The following is an 18,076-nucleotide window of genomic DNA, read 5'->3' as shown; positions in this document are numbered from 1 at the left end:
TAAACAAGGTTCATACTAATTACTTTAGAATCCTGATCTCTTAGATCGGGATTTTTTATGCACCAAACACTTAGACATGCCAGAAATTGTTTTACCTGAAGTTGAACTCAATATTCATACTCCGAAAAATCCTACTGAGGCAATGGTTGTTGAGAACTACGTATGTACAGCGGAAAGTAGCCCGAACATAGTTCGTCACATGACTTTCGATATTTCAGGAACCGATTTAGAAGGGAAATTCAGAGTAGGTCAATCTATAGGGGTTCTACCACCAGGTGAAAACGAAAAAGGAAGACCTCATAAACTTAGACTGTATTCGGTATCTTCGCCATCAAAAGGAGAAGGCGGTGAAAGGCATTTAGTTTCAACAACAGTTAAACGCGCGATGGATGAGGTTGATGGGACTTTTTATATGGGCATATGTTCTAACTACCTCTGCAATCTTAAGATTGGTGATAAAGTAAAAGTAACAGGCCCAAGCGGAAAAAGGTATCTGCTTCCGGAAAATATCCATGATTTCAACTACGTGTTTTTTGCAACAGGAACAGGCATTGCTCCTTTTCGAGGTATGATTATTGAATTATTTGAAGCGGGTTTTAAAGGTGAGGTTGCCCTTGTATTTGGATGTCCTTATAGGACAGATGTGCTTTATCCTAAATTCTTTAGTGAAATGGCTCAAGAGAATGAGAATTTTCATTACATAAAGATGATTTCTCGTGAGGACCGCAGAGAAGATGGGAGTAAATATTATGTTCAGACAGCAATTGATGGTGAAACTGAGACTCTTGACCCTATCCTTTCGAAAGAGAATACTTTGATTTATCTCTGTGGGATGAAAGGGATGGAATCAGGTATCTATCATAACCTCGCTAAGAGAGGATATTTAGATTACCTGGTTTTAAAGGGAGATTTAGCAGAGAGAGATCCTAAAGACTGGTCATGGGAAGAAGTGAAAACCCAAATTAAGCCAAGTCCAAGAACATTTGAAGAGGTTTACTAGAAAATGTCTAATGTCCAAAAGAAAATGCTACCAGCTATTTTGGTACTTTTCTTAGGGTTTATGAATTGTACTAATAAGCCTAAACCTCCAAAAAATCCTAAAGATTTAGAGATTTTAGCCAGGAAAATTGAGGCTAAAGTTGAGCCAGGTTTTGTTCTTAGGAGGGATTCGACTAATTCTGATATCTGGCAAGAATTGAAAGAACTCGGGGCTTATGGTGCTCATGTATCTCCAGATACAAGTTCTATAGTGTTTTATATGACCGGTTTCCCCAGGAACTACCGGTATTTCTATCTAATACAAGAACCTGATCACGACTGGGAAAGAAAAATAAAACGACTTGAACTCACTCAGGTCGACGAAAATTGGTACTGGCGTAATTGTAGATTTGGAAGGAGATATAATGTCTCTGCTTCTTGCTAATATCATTTACCGAACCCGGTTACGCCTCCTGAGACAATAAATCGCATAAAGTCGGTTGAATCGGCTTCAATCGGTGTAATGCTTTCCTTTGGTACGATATACAGGTTACCGGAAAAGTTGTAAGAATGAGGGCAGTAGACAGCTACTTCTTGCTCAAGACCAAGGTTGGAAAGGGATTCCTGGGTAATAAAACCAAAACGAGCAAGATCCATTTCTCCAAATTGGATTTTTACAGGTTTAGTGAATTTCTTTTTCTCTCCTACAAATGCTTCAGTTAAATCCTTTAAAGAAGTATAAATGATACTTACCAATGGGGTACGGGTAAGGATATTCTCAAACCATTGTATGATTGGTTTTATAAAAGCCCTGGAAAAAATAAACCCTACCAGCGAGATAAGTACGAAGCCAGTTAAGATTCCAAGGCCTGGGATGTTCCATTCAAACCAGCCAAAGAAAAGATTATTAAAAGTAGCATTTACCCAGTTTATAGTGATGCTAACCAGATATATGGTAGCGCCAACCGGGAAAACAATAAGCATTCCTCTTAAAAAGTAATTCAATATCAGTTTCATAGTATCAGCTTTATTGGATTCTCATGGTTTTTATAGAAGGTATTCAATGAGTAAGAACTGGATTTTTTCTATCTTCCCAGCCTTCGTAAATCGAAATATCCTAGTAGAAAGTTAATGTCCAGGAAGACTTCATCCCAAATCAGAAACGAATTTTTGGAATTCTTTGCAGAGAAAGAGCACGCAATTGTTTCAAGTGCTCCTGTTGTTCCTAAAGAAGATCCCACGTTGTTATTTACAAATGCAGGAATGAATCAGTTTAAACCTATTTTTTTGGGTGAAGAGGAGTTTCTTACACATGATGGAAAAAACTGGAGCCGCGCAGCTGATACCCAAAAATGTATTCGGGTAAGTGGAAAGCATAATGACCTGGAAGAAGTAGGGCACGATACCTATCACCATACTCTCTTTGAGATGTTGGGGAACTGGTCGTTCGGAGATTATTTTAAGAAAGATGCAATTTTATGGGCTTGGGAGCTACTTGTAGATCGATGGGGAATGGATCCCGGGAGATTGTATGCAACTGTGTTTGGGGGAGATGAAGAAGATGGCCTCCCAGTTGATGAAGAAGCTATTGAATTATGGAAAAGCCAAACCAACATCGCTCACGATCATATCTTAAAGTTTGGGAAGAAAGATAATTTTTGGGAGATGGGGGACACTGGCCCTTGTGGTCCCTGTTCTGAAATCCATATTGATCTAAGATCTGAGGAAGAAAGGCAACAGCAAAATGGTGCCGAATTGGTGAACATGGATGATCCAAGGGTGATGGAAATTTGGAATCTCGTTTTCATTCAGTTCAATCGGTTACCAGATGATACCCTTAAAACGCTTCCAGCAAAACACGTTGATACAGGAATGGGTTTTGAAAGAGTATGTGCGGTACTCCAGGATAAATTCTCAAACTATGACTCTGATGTATTCACTCCGCTTCTGGATCAAATTTCCGGACTAGCCGGGTCGAAATATGGTCAGAATGAAGAAAAAGATATTGCTATGAGGGTTATCGCTGATCACATTCGGGCGGTGGTATTCTCAATCGCAGACGGAGCATCGCCAGGAAATGATGGGAGAGGGTATGTAATCCGGCGTATACAGCGAAGAGCAATACGATACGGTTGGGATAAGCTTGGTTTTAAAGAGCCTTTCATGTACAAGTTGGTTCAAACACTTGCTGACCAATTCGAAGAAGTATTTCCCGAAATTGTTGCTCAACAAGAATACATCACTAATGTAGTAAGAGCAGAAGAAAAGAGTTTTTTGAAAACCCTCGGTCAGGGTATCGATATCTTCAATGAAATGATAGAAGGGAAAGAACTACTCTCAGGTGCTGATGCTTTTAAACTACATGATACCTATGGTTTCCCAATCGACTTAACACAGTTGATGGCTCGTGAGAAAGGGATTGAGGTAGATGAGGAAGGTTTTAATAAGAATATGCAGGCGCAGAAGGAAAGAGCTCGTGCTGCAGGGAAATTCACGATCGACCAAAGCCAAACGGGTGAATGGGTACCTGTTACCAAAGCTTCAAGCTTTGAATTTATTGGATATGATGATTTTGAAGCTGAGGTTACTATCACTGCTTACAGAAAAGAAAAAGATCGTTATGCAATTCAGTTAAATAAGACTCCATTTTATGCTGAAAGTGGTGGGCAGGTTGCGGATACTGGGATGCTGTCTAATGGAGAAGAGTTCATACACATTATTGATGTTCAGAAATCGCAAGGTAACTTCATTCATTACACTGAATCTTTACCAGAAGATCTAACCGGAAACTGGACAGCCAGCATTGATCTCGAACGACGTGTTGAAATTCAGAAGCACCATTCCGCAACTCATCTTGCTCATGCTGCTTTAAGGAATATTCTTGGAGATCATGTAGCTCAGAAAGGGTCATTGGTTAATGATTATCATTTGCGTTTCGATTTTTCCCACTATGAAGCGGTTACCGACGAGCAAATTGATGAGATTGAAGCAGAAGTAAATGCAAAAATCCAGGAGAATATTCCTCTAATGGAAGAAAGAAATGTTCCTATTGATGAGGCCAAACAAAGAGGAGCTACCATGCTCTTTGGAGAAAAGTATGGAGATAATGTTCGGGTAATTACGTTTGGAGAAGACTATTCAGTGGAATTATGCGGGGGAACTCATGCAGGTGCTACCGGAGAACTTGGACATTTTAGAATATTTACCGAAAGTTCTGTTGCTGCGGGGATCAGAAGGATTGAGGCATTCGTCGGAAAGGCATCAGATCGACTTCTCAGAGAAGAGAAGAAGCTGATCATAAAGTTTAGGAAAGCGGTCGGGCATCACGAAGACCCTGTTCTTAATGTGATTAAGCTACAGGAAGAGAAAAAAGCACTTGAAAAAGCACTTGAAAAAATAAACCTGCAAAATACTGGTGCCAAACTTGATGAATTGCTTGATTCTGCTGATAGCTTAAATGGCATTTCATTGGTTAAAGGAGAAGTAACTGGCGCTGATATGGGAGTGTTAAAGCAACTTGGCTACGATGCGCTTCAAAAAGCTCCCAAAAATACGGTTACGGTTCTGGCATCAAGAAATGATGAGGGAAAAGTATTTTTAATGGTAGCTGTTACCGAAGATCTCATAAAAGAAAAAGGGCTTAAAGCCGGTGCTCTTGTAGGGCAATTAGGCCGACTTGTAGGAGGCGGAGGTGGTGGACAGCCAAATCTTGCAACTGCTGGCGGACGTAATCCCGAAAAACTAGACGAAGCCCTTGAAAAAGTGAATGAAATCCTTTCAGAATCCATTGGATAGGCAGGCAAAGCAGACGGCGAAAACTTTCAAAAAATTGGATATATTTCGACCCCTTTTCTAGGGAGACCGATAAAAAACTTACTATGGCAAAAAAGAAAAAAGACGACATCGTTTTTGCACCTCGGGGCATAGGCGATTCAAATGATGGAGTTGTTCAAAAAGGTGTAGACCTTCCTCCTGCAACAAAGAAAAAGCATAAAGAGCTTGGCCTTTCAGAAGCTGATTTGTTAGCAATGTACGAACAGATGTACTTGCAGCGACGATTTGAGGAACGAGCAATGCAACAGTATCAAAAAGGTAAGTTTGGTGGTTTCTTGCATCTTTATATTGGTCAGGAAGCTATTTCTACTGGTACGGTATTCGCGTTTGATGATAAAGATGATATTATTACCGGTTATAGGGATCATGGATGGGGCTTATGCCGTGGAATTTCTGCTAACGAGGGAATGGCAGAACTTTTTGGTAAGGCTACAGGCTGTTCCAAGGGTAAAGGGGGCTCAATGCACTTTGCTAACTCAAAAGAGCACTTTTGGGGTGGTTATGGTATTGTAGGGGGGCACATCCCCATCGGTGCAGGCTTTGCATTTGCAAACAAATACAAAGGTACAGGAAATATATCGGCAACTTTCTTTGGAGATGGAGCAGTAGACCAAGGTGCACTACATGAATCCATGAATATGGCTCAACTCTGGAAGCTACCAGTTCTTTTTGTAGTTGAAAACAATGGGTATTCCATGGGTACAGCTGCAAAACGTCATACTGTTGCAGAAATCGTTGACCGCGCTAAAGGATATGGCATGAAAAGCGCAGTTATTAATGGTATGGATGTATTCTCCGTTTATGAGAAAATGAAAGAAATAGCGGATGATGTGCGCGAAAACTCTGAACCTTATTTTGTGGAGATTCGCACCTATCGATATCGAGGTCATTCCATGTCAGATCCTCAAAAGTACCGTACCAAAGAAGAGCTTGAACAGTATCAAAAAATCGATCCGATTCTTCGATTGAAAGATTACATATTATCGAATAAGCTTGCCGAAGAAGCGGTATTGAAAGAAATAGAAGATAGAATAGAGCAGGTAGTGCTTGATGCAGTAACCTTCGCTGATGAGTCTCCTTTCCCTGAAATAGAGGAAATGTATGATGACATGTTTGTTGAAGACGAACCTTACTTCCACGTTTAAAATTTAGTTGAATTAGATAATGGCAGAATTACAATTCAGAGAAGCAATAAAGCACGCTATTGATGAAGAAATGGATCGCGATGAAAGAGTATTCATCATGGGCGAGGAAGTAGCAGAATATAACGGAGCTTATAAAGTTACCGAGGGCTTACTTGATAAATATGGGTTCAGAAGGGTTATCGATACCCCCATTTCGGAGCTTGGCTTTGCAGGGATTGGCGTTGGTGCTGCAATGCATGGTCTTCGTCCAATCGTTGAGTTTATGACCTTCAACTTCGCCGTATTAGCCGCTGACCAGATTATTAACCATGCAACCAAGGTGAAGTACATGACCGGCGGTCAGGCAGATTGTCCTATCGTATTCAGAGGGCCTAATGCATCGGCTGGACAGTTAGGAGCAACTCATTCGGTAGCATTCGATTCCATGTATGCTCATTTCCCAGGATTGAAAGTGATTTATGTTTCAGAACCTGATGATGCAAAAGGATTGATGAAATCGGCTGTTAGAGATGATAATCCTGTATTATTCATGGAATCCGAACAAATGTACGGAATGAAAGGAGAGGTTTCTGATGTCGAAGACTATATCATTCCAATTGGTAAAGGAAAGATCAAACGTAAAGGAAGCGATGTTACCATAGTAGCTCACGGTAAGATGTACCATGTAGCTGTACAGGCTGCGGCTCAACTTGCAAAAGATGGTGTAGAGTGTGAGATCATTGATCCAAGAACGGTAAAACCTTTAGATCTTCCTTTAATCATTGAATCTATCAAAAAGACAAACAGATGTGTGGTGGTTGATGAAGCACATCCATTTGCAGGTCTTGCTGCTGAAATAGGATTTTCTCTTCAAAGAGAAGCATTTGACTACCTGGATGCTCCTGTTCAAAGAGTTACATTACCAGATGTGAATGCACCATTCTCTAAAAAGCTATTTGATGCCTGGTTCCCAAGTCCGAAACAGGTAATTGATGCAGTAAATCAGGTTACATACAGAACTTAAAATCACTCAATAAAAGAAGCTATGGCCATTAAGATCGAAATGCCCAAACTCAGCGATACCATGGAAGAAGGGGTAATCGCAAAATGGAATGTAAAGGAAGGGGATACTGTAGAAGCAGGCGACATTATTGCTGAGGTTGAGACCGATAAGGCAACAATGGATGTAGAAGTATTCGATGCCGGTACTATTCTGAAAATTGTTCCCGGAGAGGGAGATGCGGTACCATTGGGTGGTATAATTGCAGTAATTGGAGAAGCTGGTGAGGATATTAGCGATCTACTTGAAGGTGGAGCTTCTGAAACACCCAAAAAGGAAGAAAAGCAAGAAGCTGTTGTAGAGGAAAAAGCAGAAGCTACCACTTCTGCTCCACAAGCTTCCGGATCGGACAATGGAAGGGTTAAAGCATCTCCATTAGCAAAAAAGATTGCTGCAGATAAGGGTATCGACCTTTCAGGGGTAAGTGGTTCGGGTCCTGAAGGAAGGATTATCAAAAAAGATGTAGAAGGATTTAAAGAAAGTGGTGGGCTTACAAAACCTGCTCCTTCTGCTGCTCCTGCTCCAGTATTTGACAGTCTGGAAAGCAAGGAAGTAAAGGTTTCTCAGATGCGGAAAACAATTGCTCGAAGGTTATCGGAAAGCAAGTTTACCAATCCTCATTTTTACGAGACTATTGATATCGATATGAAGGCTGCAGTAGCTGCACGAGCATCAATGAACGCAGCTAATGATGTTAAAATAAGCTTCAATGATATTGTTGTTAAAGCCTGTGCAATTGCATTAACGAGACATCAGGCAATTAATAGCTCATGGCATGGCGATATCATTATGGAACATGGCGATGTAAATGTAGCGGTTGCTGTAGCTATTGATGAAGGGTTAATGACACCAGTCATCAATCATGCAGATAAAAAGGGATTAGCTCAGATTTCTGCAGAAACTCGTGAGCTGGCTGGTTTAGCAAGAGATCGAAAGCTTCAGCCTGATCAAATGGAGGGAAGTACATTTACCATTAGTAACCTTGGTATGTTCGGTATTGAAGAATTCACCGCTATTATTAATCCTCCGGACGCCTGTATTTTAGCAGTAGGTGCGATTCGTGATGTGCCTGTGGTTGAGGATGGCGAAATTGTTCCCGGAAAAAGAATGAAAGTTACCCTGTCAAGCGATCACAGAGTTGTTGATGGAGCTAAAGCTGCCCAGTTCTTAAATACTGTGAAGCAATTGATTGAAAATCCTCTTTCCATGCTTCTTTAACCGTACTTTTCTTTGGACTCAAATTAGTTCGTGATAAAATCTCTTTGCTAAAATATACCCCTGTGTCATCCTGAACTTGTTTCAGGATCTATTGGGGTTAATAAGCCGTTGATAGAAAAACTTTGTTTATCAACGAATCAGTCACTACAGATCCCGGATCAAGTCCGGGATGACTATCAAAGAAATAAAAAGCCCTTCTTTATAAGTACTCCAGGAAGAATATTACCGGATTCATTGCAGGGATTCTATTTTGAATCCGGTTGAAAAGTGAAGACGCGTCATTATAGTTTTCGAATCGTTCTGTCATGAGATAGTAGTTTCCATCCGTAGAACGCTCAATAATAGTACTCACGCCAAGAGCAGACTGAAGACGGCTAGCCAGGATATCAGCAGCATCCCTTGTCTCAAAAGACTCTAAATGAATTTGGTAAGCATAGTCATATTCAGCTACATCTTCTGTCATAGGTTTGATAAAGATGTTTTCTCGAACACCTTTTTCCCGAAATGAGCTTAATTGTGAAAGTACATTTTCCCTGGTAAGGAACGGCCCCGCTACTACATTATAAGTAGAGGCTCTTCGGGTCATAAAAGTTTGTATTCCAAACTCATCCAGTACATTCACGGAATAATCGAGTGCATTTTGCTGGTTTTGGAACGCTCCAAATTGAATCTGGTACTGCAAAGGTGATGGTGAAGTAACCCCAGGAGTGTAACACTGATGGATTATACCTAGGGATTCATCATTTAATGCCTCTGAAATTTCACGCTGCGCTAACATTGCCTGACCTAGCGAAGCAAATTCATTAGACCGAATTGAGTAGGATCGGTTATTGTAAGAAACTTCAAAGCTGTAATTGGTTTTGGATTGAGCATTAGATGCTACCTGAAAACCAGATGATAGAGATTGGAAGCTCCCGGCATTTACAGAAAAAGAACATGAAATTGTTCTATCGGTAAAAACCGGAATGGCCGCTAAATTAACTGTATGATTTCCAGGTGTCTCTTGTACGGTTTCTGGTCCTGGTTCCTGAACTCTTAGCGGTGTTGTTGGGGTTTCTTCTTGCTGTTCAGGTACAGCTTCAGCAGTAGAAGAAGAAGTAGGAGATTCAGTGGTTTCTTGTTCTTGTTCAGGCTCCTCAGATTGATTCGCTGTCAGAGATTGTATTAACTCAGTAACACTGGGCTCTTCTTCTTGATTCTCTATCTCCGAAGTTTCTATAGTTTCTTCTTCAGATGAAGCGAACTGTTCCTGATTTGCTTTTCGCTCTAAAGCTTCGGTGGTATAATATAACCTCAACACGATTCTTCGATTGAGTTCATTACTTGCAAGAAATGGGTTTCCAAAAGAGTCGAATTGGATTAAAGGTCTTGAATCAGCATAACCTGAAGCCTTTAGCCGGGAAGTTTCTATTCCCATGTAATCAAAATACTTCACCACATTTGATGCTCTGGCAGTCGATAGCTCCCAATTGGATGGGTATATATCTGATGATATAGGAACATTATCCGTATGGCCTTCTACATCAATATTAAAATCATCATGAGAAGTTTGTTGGAATGCCCTTATCACGTGATTTAATAAGTCCATTCCGTCCAATTGTATGGTTGCGTTTCCGGATTGGTAGAAATCGTCTCCCCGAAAACGGATAACCAAATCATTTAAATCCCGAAGAAGTTCAAGTCTTCCTTGTTCTATTTGTGGCTGTAGTAATTCTTCGAGTTCTTCCTGGATATCCTCAATCGGAGTAGTTATAAACTCGGTTTGATCAGCTAGTTCTCTAAATAAAGTAGAAAGTGAAGAGAACTCTTCTTTAGCAATCTGGGAAACGGAAAGGAGAATAATTAAAAAGCCAAGTACGATGGTAATAATGTCCAGGTAACTTACCTGCCAGCTATTTTCTTCCTCCGGGTCGAATGGTTCTTGAGGGAAGAGCGAGTTTCCAGTCATATTTAAGGAATCCGGATTCAAGAAAAATCACCCCGAGTTAAAGCGAACTTTTTCCGCGTTTCATATGCGCCTGTAGGCGATCATAAATTTGAAGGGAAGTCTTTTGTTCTTCAATTAAAATGATACCCTCAAGTATTAATTTTTCACGAAAATATTGCAATGAAGCAATATTATTGAGCTTTTTTGCCATTGGGGTAAATATGAAATTACCAACAATAATCCCATAAAGTGTTGTCATAAGGGCAGCTCCCAAACCAGAGAGCAAAGATTCAACTTCACTAAAACCTGAAAGAATCACGATTAAACCAAATAGGGTGCCTAACATACCAAATACTGGAGAAGTTCTACCCATACTTCCAATTATCTGATTGATTTGTTGTTGGCGTGTATAATTTTCAATGATATTTGTTTCTCCAAGTTCTCTGAGTTCTTCAGTGCTATAGTTGGTATCCAGCACCGAAAAGAGGTAGCCTTCAAACTGGTCGCTGTAAGTTCGGCTTAATTCAGAAACGGCAGCAACTTTGTCCGCATTAATTACTTTTTGCCATTCAAGTACATTATCGATGTCCTTTTGGAGCACCTCATCCGTAATGGTGCTGTGAGAGAAAAGCTTAGTACTATCCTTAAGAGCTTGAAGAACCTTTCTAAAAGGATAACTGATAAAAACGCTAGCCGAAATTCCTCCAAAAACTATAGCAAGACTCGGGATATTTAGTATTTCATAGGCTGGGGGCAGTAGATTAAACTCAGTAAACCCCATTACCAGTAAAGAACCCCAAACCATAATGGTTAAAGAAACCAGAAAGCTTAATATGTTAAGTATGGAGGTTCTCACTTAAAAATTTTTTTGAAGATTTTCATCAATCAATCCATAAAGCTGGAGTTGCTGAATTACATAGGGAGAAGGTAGAATGGGAACCTCAGGATCTAATTCCAAAGCTCTTCTCCAATTAGATACAAACTCATCTGGTTGTCCTAATCCCAGGTAGATACTGCCTCTAAGGGCAAGTACATCTGCATTCTCTTTGATTTGAGCTGCTCTTTGAATTAAGCTAAGCGCCTCGGGATATTCTCCCGTAAAAAGCTTTTGCTGAGCCAGGATATAGAAATTAACGAGTTGGTTCGCTTCTGAGTTATGTTTTTCGAAAAGTTCTTCTCTGTAAAGTTCTTTTAAATCCAGGGCGAGTTGCTCTTCAGTTGATAAGGTATCCGGTTGAGGTGTTGGCTGGGATTCAGAAATTAACCCAGCTTGTTGTTCATTTGGTGTATCAACTGGTTGATCAGTATTTACAGTTTGACGGCTTCCTGAGCAGGCTACTAAAGAGAATGCTATTCCGCCTATCAAACATAGACGTGCTATTTGTGATATGAAGAGCGGCCTAATCTTCACGGCTTTTTCTCACTTCCTTTCTAATAAGCTCCATCATCTGCTTTTTAACAACCTCGGTATCTTTATATGGTCTCCCTTTAATTTCGTCTAGTTCAAGTCTTATAAGTCGTTGTTCTCTTCTTGCTCGAACAGAAAGTATTTTATCAATCAGCTTTGGATCAAGATCAACGATAGCGTCTAATAAGGTAGCAGTGTTTAAATCTTTCAGAGCTTCTTTGATAATGTTATCAGTAATATTGATTACCTGGTCAATAGTGATAAACTGTCCTTCGATAATATCTCCAACTGCAGCATTGGAAGCCTTAAGCTGGTCAATATATTTCTGTTGTTCATTAAGAGGGAGTTTTTCCAATACAGGAAGAATATTCTCAGCTCCAAGCTTTTGTTCTTTTTCTTCTTCAATAAGATCCATAGCCTTATCAAAGAGACGTGTTGAAATCTCATTCTGAAGTTGGAACGGGAGAGTACCAACCGTGGTCATTTTAAGCATGAGGTTAGTACTTTGGGTAGGGCTAAGTTTCTTTAGTACCGATGCTGCTTTTTCTTCAGGAAGATAATCAAGGACCAAAGCTCCGGTTTGGTGGCCTTCATCACCAATCAACTTCACTATTTGCTGCTCGTTGATATGCTCGAGGAATTTAAACAGTGTGATATGCCCGCTTTTTCTGGCATTCATGCTTTCTGCACTTCCGGATTTAAGCATAGTATTGAATTTCCGGATAACGGTGCCTTTCACATCAGAAGTAAGCGGAGGCATTTCATCAGCCAATTTAGAAATAGCTTCATAATTCTCAGGCTGCATATCTGACTTAAGCGTCCTTAGCAAGTGCTTATCAACACTACAAGCTACTTCAGCAGCTCTCAATACACCTTCCTCTGGGTTTTCAGCCATCCAGTATTCAAATAACAAAGCTATTTCCTGGGGTTTGTTGAAGAAGCTTTGAATTAATTCATTAATCTCTTGTGAGATATCACCATCAGAGCTACCCACCATCACCTGCTCTACACGTCTGGCTCCAAGATCGGTAATATTGATATCGTGCTTAATACTTTCTCGTTGTTGGATAGGGGATATGGTCTCTTTAGGTCGGTTAAAGAAACTATTCACAAACATGATGAGTCCGAAAAGTAGTAAGAGGACAAAGCCAGGAATGTATTCTCTGAAAGAAGCCACCAGATTAAAAGTTTCAGGCTGTGTTTCTACAATCCTAATTGGATCTTCGGTACCAAATCTGGGAATAGATATTTGCGATATGGTGATTACATCTCCTCTGCTCTCATCTATTTTTGAGGCTATTCCCGTCAGTAGTCGCATAAACTGTACTTCCTGGGCAGTAAAAGAAGTGTCGGCATAGATGCTTACTGCTATGCTATTCAATTGAAGGGATCGTACCGTACTCTGGTTAATAACCGTTTCGGGAGTACCTGCGGTAGCGGATTCTCTTAGGTTTTCTTGTGGAAGGAAGGGAAGACCGGGCATGATCACCGGTTGAGACTGATTCCTTACAATTTGATTCTGGGTGGTTTCAATAGTCTCATCCACAAACTCCGCGTCAATATTTACATCAACAAAGAACTTTTTACGATCAAAGTAATTAGCAAGGAGTAGATAAATTTGAGAATCATAGCTTTGTTCCAGGTTCGAAACCTGTAGAGCAAGCGATTGAGAGTTATTAGCATCAGTTGCTGTCTGTGCTAATCCAAAGGAAATGATTACTAAGCTCAATAAAAAAGCAATAGATAATCTCTTGAGGAGAAAGCTTACCCATATAAAGCTAGTAAGCCTTTTTTTCGATGAGGTGATATGTTGATTTTCAACGCAAAGCATTGCCTTAATCCGATGAACTGACCGTGACTCGCTGATCAAGAGACTCAAGAGTTGGAATAAAAATATCGGGATCAAACCGAAGGGCCATCCTCCAGCTATTCACTGCTTCCAATCTTTTTCCCTGGAAGTACAAAATACTTCCTTTCAATGCGTAACCTTGTGCCGTCTCAAATGCCTGTAATGACTGCTCAATATACTCAAACGCTTTCTCAAAGTCCCTTTCATAGAATTCATTTTGCGTTAGAATAATCAAACGTAAGGCCTCTTCAACCTTAACAAGTAGCTCGTTTTCATACTGAATAATCTCAGGATCGTTCCTTATTTCATCGGTTACATCATCAAGGGTAAGACTTGGAACAGCTTCGGTAAATAATGTAGAGTCCACTTCCTCTTCTTCAGGAATAAGGTCTCTTGGTACAAGCTGGAAAGATAATCCTTCAATAAAATCTCCATCCGGTCTGGAAACCACCTCAAAATCAAGTTTTTCAGGTATGGATTTCATATTCAGTAGATCCAATTGTGAGGGGTCTACAAAGAGCTCATATTTTCCGGGAGGAATTGGATACTCATAAAAACTACCATCTGAGAAGGAACGAATCTCTTTAACAGTTGAATCGCTTTGTGCTCTAAGTAATAGCTTTACCCCACCAATTCCATCGGTAAGTCCGTCTTGATATACCCGTTCTAAATATCCTTCCATTAATCCGGAAGTATAGAATGCTAAGTCTAATTTTTTAAAAGTATTTGGATCAGTTACAACAGAAAATTGATCAACCTGAGGTACAAGCATTGGGTTTGTTATGGAAGCTTTATTGATTTCCATATTGTATCTGAAATAAGGTTGAAGCTGGGTGTAATAGAGTACACCGTTTTTTAACCTTTCTGAAGCTCCGCTCCGTTGGAGACGAAGGTTTACTTCAGGGATTTCTTCATCACCTTCATCCAATCTGTTGTTGTTGTTGTTATCGACATACATTTTTAAAGCAGCTCCAGAACGTCCTACCTGATTTCGGCTCGTAAGGAGAAAATTGCTGTAATTAGGATCATACCCAATGGATCCTCTCAAAGTTTGAGAAACACTATATGAACCTCCAAAGGTTGTTGCGGTAGTACTCGATCTGGTTTTAATCAAATCGATGACGAAACTAGCCCGAATAGTGTTTGAGTTAGTTAAATAGTTCCGTCCATAAGAAACCTGAAGACGACCATTCGAAAATAAATTTCTGGAAACAAGAAACTCGGATGATTGGAATTGATTTACAGCGGGTAAATACCTGGCTTGAGCTCTTAAAAAAGTGCCTCTAAGAAATATTGGGATATTGGGATTTCTCGAAAAATTATAGGTTGCAGAGGATTCAAGAGTTGCAGAAGAAGTAGGATTTAAAACGTCGAATTCATCAATATATCGATCACTAAATCCCATCCTAAGGCTTAGTTTTTGGATTCGAGTGTTTATATCGTACCTAAATGTGGTAAAAGTTATTCCCTCTCTAACTCGTGTAAATGCTGAAGCTCTCATATTCAATGGAATCCTGAACAAATACAAAGGGTAAAAAAAACTAGTTACTAATTGTTGATCACTTCCTCCTGCATTATAAATCCCCGAGCTGGCAGTAAAGTTTGTATAGTCAATATTAAAACTCGCGGCATTAGGATATACTGAGTTAATTGTTGCTCGATAATAGCCATCTGTCACACCTTCGAAAGACAGTATATAGCTTCTTAGAAAACGCAGTGAAGCAGTTCCTGTATAAGACGGTTTTGAATCGCCAGCATCAGTTTCATAGTACTCGACTCCTCCTTTTAAAGTTAACCAGGGAGTTAATCCATAGGCCATATTTCCCTGTAATGCCATACTTCTTTCAGTAGACCCAATAATAGGGTTGTCAAGGATTCCTGCATTTAATTTATAGTTCAAAGTGCCTTTTGGCTGGAATGAAAAAGGGACCTGTACCCTGGATCTTCTCTCAATAATTTGACCGGTAGGCCCATAGATCCTTACGTCCAATTGTGAAGACCCATAATAAAGAGGGGTAAGGAAGCGATAATTTCCAAGTTCATCAGCTTGTTCGAACCCCACTAGGGCATTGTTTAAGTACAACTCAACCTCAGATTCAGGAAAAGTATTTCCCTGTACCTCAAATTCATCAAAAAATCGTCTTGGTTCTATTGGGTCGTTGGCGATTCTAATCCCGGTATATTCGTTGGTTAGTACTCCATCGAGGGTAGTTTGGCCAACAGTAACTTCGCTTATAAGAGGTGTTTCTCTAATGAGATATCTCCATCTTAAATTATCCGTTGAAGTGACCTGATTGTCCTCTGATGCTACTCCAAAAACAGAACCTTGTAAATCTCCACCGACTAGCTGTAAACCAAGATTAGAATTGTAGTTGAATGCATTAGTATTATTGGAAAAATTGGAAGACAATGAATAATCTAAGAATCCACCATCTAAAAGAGTGACATTTCTGCCCTGTAGCAATGGATAGTAAGTTCTATCTGCAGTATTCCTCTCCGCTATTCTTCTACGTTGCCGTCTAATCGCCGATTGAATGATAGGTAATTCTTTTTCAGTTTCTAGATTTAGTGTTAGGTTGCTAAAATCAACAGAAAAGTCTAATCCAAAAATCTCACTATAAATTCTTGGAGGTAAGTAGAAATCAACTTCTGTTAGAATATAGTCTTCTGTAGTGATGGGATAACTTTGATCTTCGAATGTTATAATATTTGATTCGAGATCTATCAAATATGATGCCTGCTCAGAGCCAAACCGCCCGCTTAATACAAGTCCTTCTAGAGAATTCTCAACCTGAAAGATATTAAATACACCTTGTGCTGGAATAAAAAAGACATCCTCTAAGTAGTATGTAACTACTACGTCATTGATAATACCCCTGTGATTGAAGTCTAAATAAACTTCAAAGGCGTCATCACTAGTTTGGGCTAATACATTTTCGTTTTGTATTAGGTTAATACAAAAGAAGAATAGGGTAAGAAAGAAGAGGTTTCTGTATAGCCCTAGATTCACCTTTTTGTGAATGTAGATGTTTGCGAGATTGGTTGCATTTGAACCAAATCCCCAGCCGCGATATCAGCTCGCTGGCTTTCAAACATCACACGCACAGTATAGGTGCCTGCTGGTAGGTCAGAAATATCAAATTCATGTTTTAACGCACCATCGAAATACAAAGAGGTGGATACGAAGTCATTTTTAACTACCTGGCCACTTGCATTCACCAATGATGCGGTAATTGAGCCTAAGAATGGGGAATTACCGGTTCTTAAATACGATGTGAGAACAGTTAGTGTTTGGTTATCATCAGATTGGGTAGATTCAATATCAAGTACTTCAATACCTGTACTTAAATCTCCTTTCTTAAAGAATAAACCGGTTACCTGCTCTACGGTTATAGCCACCCTGGCTGAAACTGCGTCATTTGCCTGAAGCTCCAGTGGAGGTGTTTCAGGAGAAGAAGCTGTTTTAATTCGAGCCCAATACATTCCATCTTCGAGATCATTTGGGGGGCTTAATCGCAATCGTACTACTTGGCGTTGACCTGGTGCAATTGTGAAGTTTCTGGGGAAAGCGCGCACATACTCTGCAATAGAATACTGCTCTTCAACTTCCTCATTATCCTCAACAACTAAGCGTTCTCCAGTGTCGTCATTCTGGCTGTAGTTGAAAATAAAGTCGATAGAGATTTCCTGGGTCTCATTTGAACCGTTAATAACCATATAGGTGCCGAAGCGTGCATTACCATCAATAAAAAGATTGGTAGGAGCTATGGTTACTTGGGCTGATGAGGCGAAAGGGAAGGCTATCGCTATAAGAATACCCGTAAATAGACTTATTTTTTTCATGTCGCTAGATGATACTTTAATTCTAATATATTAACGAAAAACCTCAGACAATGGGGTAAAGTTAATTAATTAGGCCATTAGTACGAAATATCATTACTAAAAAAAAAGTCCCATCGAATAATGGGACTTTTAAGGCATGCGCATAAAGCGCAATTCATTTTCTTAGTACTGGATAGTTACTGTAATTGGAGAAGCAGTTCCACCACCACTAGTGCTGTATGTACCTGAGCCAGCAGCTGCATCAAGAGTTCCACCTAAATAAAGTGTCAAGTTTCCACTTGCATCGAAGTTTAATGTAGAGCCACTTGTATGAGAAGCTTGGCTTGCGCTATCGTATCCAACAGTAACGAAGTCCAATGGATCAGAACCACTTTGAGTTAAAATAGCATCAGAGAAAGAGAGAGTAACAGTTCCTGATGCAGTACCAGTCATTCTAACGATACCGTAAGAAGTAGAAGTTCCAACGTTAACTTCAGTTGTTCCATCATCTGGTCCAGCAGCAAGAGTACTAGAAGTACCAGTTTGAATAGTTCCTAGATCGATATTTTGATCTGCGCTAATGGTAAGAGCAGCTTGAATTTCTGCAGTAGCAGTTACAGTTGCTTCTTCCTGAGCAAATGTATTAACACTTGCAAAGGCTACTAACATAAAAACGGAAAGAGTAAGTTTTAAAGATTTCATGATCGTGTTCGTTTTGTTTTAAAATTTCTTTTTGTTGTCCTGCGAAAAAATTATTGATTAAGTGACCGTCCATCAAGTTAGATTCTTTTAATTAGGGTCTCTTAATCAATAACAGTTAAGAGGGTAAATCATCTAATTAACGATCTGATACAAG

Annotated in this window: 14 protein-coding genes; 6 read left to right on the top strand and 8 right to left on the bottom strand. The window is 39.8% G+C overall.

Annotated features, from left to right (window positions below; genetic code table 11):
* Positions 1–76 precede the first annotated feature (76 nt).
* Together ED557_02875 and ED557_02870 are read left to right on the top strand one after the other, a co-directional pair.
* Positions 77–1,000, top strand: coding sequence for a hypothetical protein (locus ED557_02875; protein RNC85734.1), 924 nt, complete (start codon positions 77–79; stop codon positions 998–1,000).
* A 3-nt stretch (positions 1,001–1,003) separates the two neighbouring features.
* Entirely contained in the window at positions 1,004–1,423 is a 420-nt protein-coding gene (locus ED557_02870) for a hypothetical protein (protein ID RNC85733.1), read from the top strand.
* Between the two features lie 2 nt (positions 1,424–1,425).
* On the opposite strand, the gene ED557_02865 is transcribed toward ED557_02870, so the two are convergent.
* Entirely contained in the window at positions 1,426–1,995 is a 570-nt protein-coding gene (locus tag ED557_02865; protein ID RNC85732.1) for a DUF502 domain-containing protein, read from the bottom strand.
* 114 nt (positions 1,996–2,109) lie between these two features.
* On the opposite strand from ED557_02865, the gene ED557_02860 reads away from it, so the two are divergent.
* The 4 genes from ED557_02860 to ED557_02845 all read left to right on the top strand — a co-directional run bounded on the left by ED557_02860 (position 2,110) and on the right by ED557_02845 (position 8,214).
* Positions 2,110–4,773, top strand: a complete 2,664-nt coding sequence (locus ED557_02860; protein RNC85731.1) for an alanine--tRNA ligase — start codon at positions 2,110–2,112, stop codon at positions 4,771–4,773.
* 83 nt (positions 4,774–4,856) lie between these two features.
* A complete protein-coding gene (gene pdhA, locus ED557_02855; GenBank protein ID RNC85730.1) occupies positions 4,857–5,957 on the top strand; it encodes a pyruvate dehydrogenase (acetyl-transferring) E1 component subunit alpha in 1,101 nt (366 codons plus the stop codon).
* Between the two features lie 19 nt (positions 5,958–5,976).
* Complete coding sequence (locus tag ED557_02850; protein RNC85729.1) at positions 5,977–6,960, top strand: pyruvate dehydrogenase complex E1 component subunit beta; 984 nt, start codon at positions 5,977–5,979, stop codon at positions 6,958–6,960.
* Between the two features lie 21 nt (positions 6,961–6,981).
* Entirely contained in the window at positions 6,982–8,214 is a 1,233-nt protein-coding gene (locus ED557_02845) for a pyruvate dehydrogenase complex dihydrolipoamide acetyltransferase (protein ID RNC85728.1), read from the top strand.
* Positions 8,215–8,413: 199 nt separating this feature from the next.
* Here ED557_02845 and ED557_02840 read toward each other — a convergent pair whose 3' ends face one another.
* From ED557_02840 to ED557_02810, 7 genes are all read right to left on the bottom strand, one after another.
* Positions 8,414–10,183 (bottom strand): hypothetical protein, encoded by a 1,770-nt coding sequence (locus ED557_02840; GenBank protein ID RNC85727.1) that lies wholly within the window; start codon positions 10,181–10,183, stop codon positions 8,414–8,416.
* 16 nt (positions 10,184–10,199) lie between these two features.
* On the bottom strand, positions 10,200–10,997 hold the full coding sequence (locus ED557_02835; protein RNC85726.1) for a hypothetical protein: 798 nt from the start codon (positions 10,995–10,997) through the stop codon (positions 10,200–10,202).
* Positions 10,998–11,507, bottom strand: coding sequence for a hypothetical protein (locus tag ED557_02830; GenBank protein ID RNC85725.1), 510 nt, complete (start codon positions 11,505–11,507; stop codon positions 10,998–11,000).
* A gap of 34 nt (positions 11,508–11,541) precedes the next feature.
* The gene (locus tag ED557_02825) at positions 11,542–13,380 is read right to left on the bottom strand and encodes a hypothetical protein (protein RNC85724.1); all 1,839 of its coding nucleotides are present in this window, start codon (positions 13,378–13,380) and stop codon (positions 11,542–11,544) included.
* A gap of 4 nt (positions 13,381–13,384) precedes the next feature.
* On the bottom strand, positions 13,385–16,408 hold the full coding sequence (locus ED557_02820; GenBank protein RNC85723.1) for a hypothetical protein: 3,024 nt from the start codon (positions 16,406–16,408) through the stop codon (positions 13,385–13,387).
* On the bottom strand, positions 16,405–17,241 hold the full coding sequence (locus ED557_02815) for a hypothetical protein (protein RNC85722.1): 837 nt from the start codon (positions 17,239–17,241) through the stop codon (positions 16,405–16,407). Before ED557_02815 ends, ED557_02820 begins: the two co-directional genes overlap by 4 nt.
* Positions 17,242–17,403: 162 nt before the next feature.
* The gene (locus tag ED557_02810) at positions 17,404–17,922 is read right to left on the bottom strand and encodes a hypothetical protein (protein ID RNC85721.1); all 519 of its coding nucleotides are present in this window, start codon (positions 17,920–17,922) and stop codon (positions 17,404–17,406) included.
* Positions 17,923–18,076 lie beyond the last annotated feature (154 nt).

Origin of the sequence: Balneola sp. (assembly GCA_003712055.1) — a bacterium.
In the GTDB taxonomy this organism is placed as follows: Bacteria; Bacteroidota; Rhodothermia; order Balneolales; family Balneolaceae; genus RHLJ01.
Note: the sequence above shows the minus strand (reverse complement) of the source record. Positions and strands in the feature narration are given on the sequence as shown.

Excerpts from the sequence above, each read along its gene's own strand:
- pdhA (RNC85730.1), top strand. The coding sequence starts at position 4,857 with ATGGCAAAAAAGAAAAAAGACGACATCGTTTTTGCACCTCGGGGCATA.
- ED557_02875 (RNC85734.1), top strand. The coding sequence starts at position 77 with ATGCCAGAAATTGTTTTACCTGAAGTTGAACTCAATATTCATACTCCG.
- ED557_02810 (RNC85721.1), bottom strand. The coding sequence starts at position 17,922 with ATGAAATCTTTAAAACTTACTCTTTCCGTTTTTATGTTAGTAGCCTTT.
- ED557_02845 (RNC85728.1), top strand. The coding sequence starts at position 6,982 with ATGGCCATTAAGATCGAAATGCCCAAACTCAGCGATACCATGGAAGAA.
- ED557_02870 (RNC85733.1), top strand. The coding sequence starts at position 1,004 with ATGTCTAATGTCCAAAAGAAAATGCTACCAGCTATTTTGGTACTTTTC.
- ED557_02865 (RNC85732.1), bottom strand. The coding sequence starts at position 1,995 with ATGAAACTGATATTGAATTACTTTTTAAGAGGAATGCTTATTGTTTTC.
- ED557_02815 (RNC85722.1), bottom strand. The coding sequence starts at position 17,241 with ATGAAAAAAATAAGTCTATTTACGGGTATTCTTATAGCGATAGCCTTC.
- ED557_02850 (RNC85729.1), top strand. The coding sequence starts at position 5,977 with ATGGCAGAATTACAATTCAGAGAAGCAATAAAGCACGCTATTGATGAA.
- ED557_02825 (RNC85724.1), bottom strand. The coding sequence starts at position 13,380 with ATGCTTTGCGTTGAAAATCAACATATCACCTCATCGAAAAAAAGGCTT.
- ED557_02860 (RNC85731.1), top strand. The coding sequence starts at position 2,110 with ATGTCCAGGAAGACTTCATCCCAAATCAGAAACGAATTTTTGGAATTC.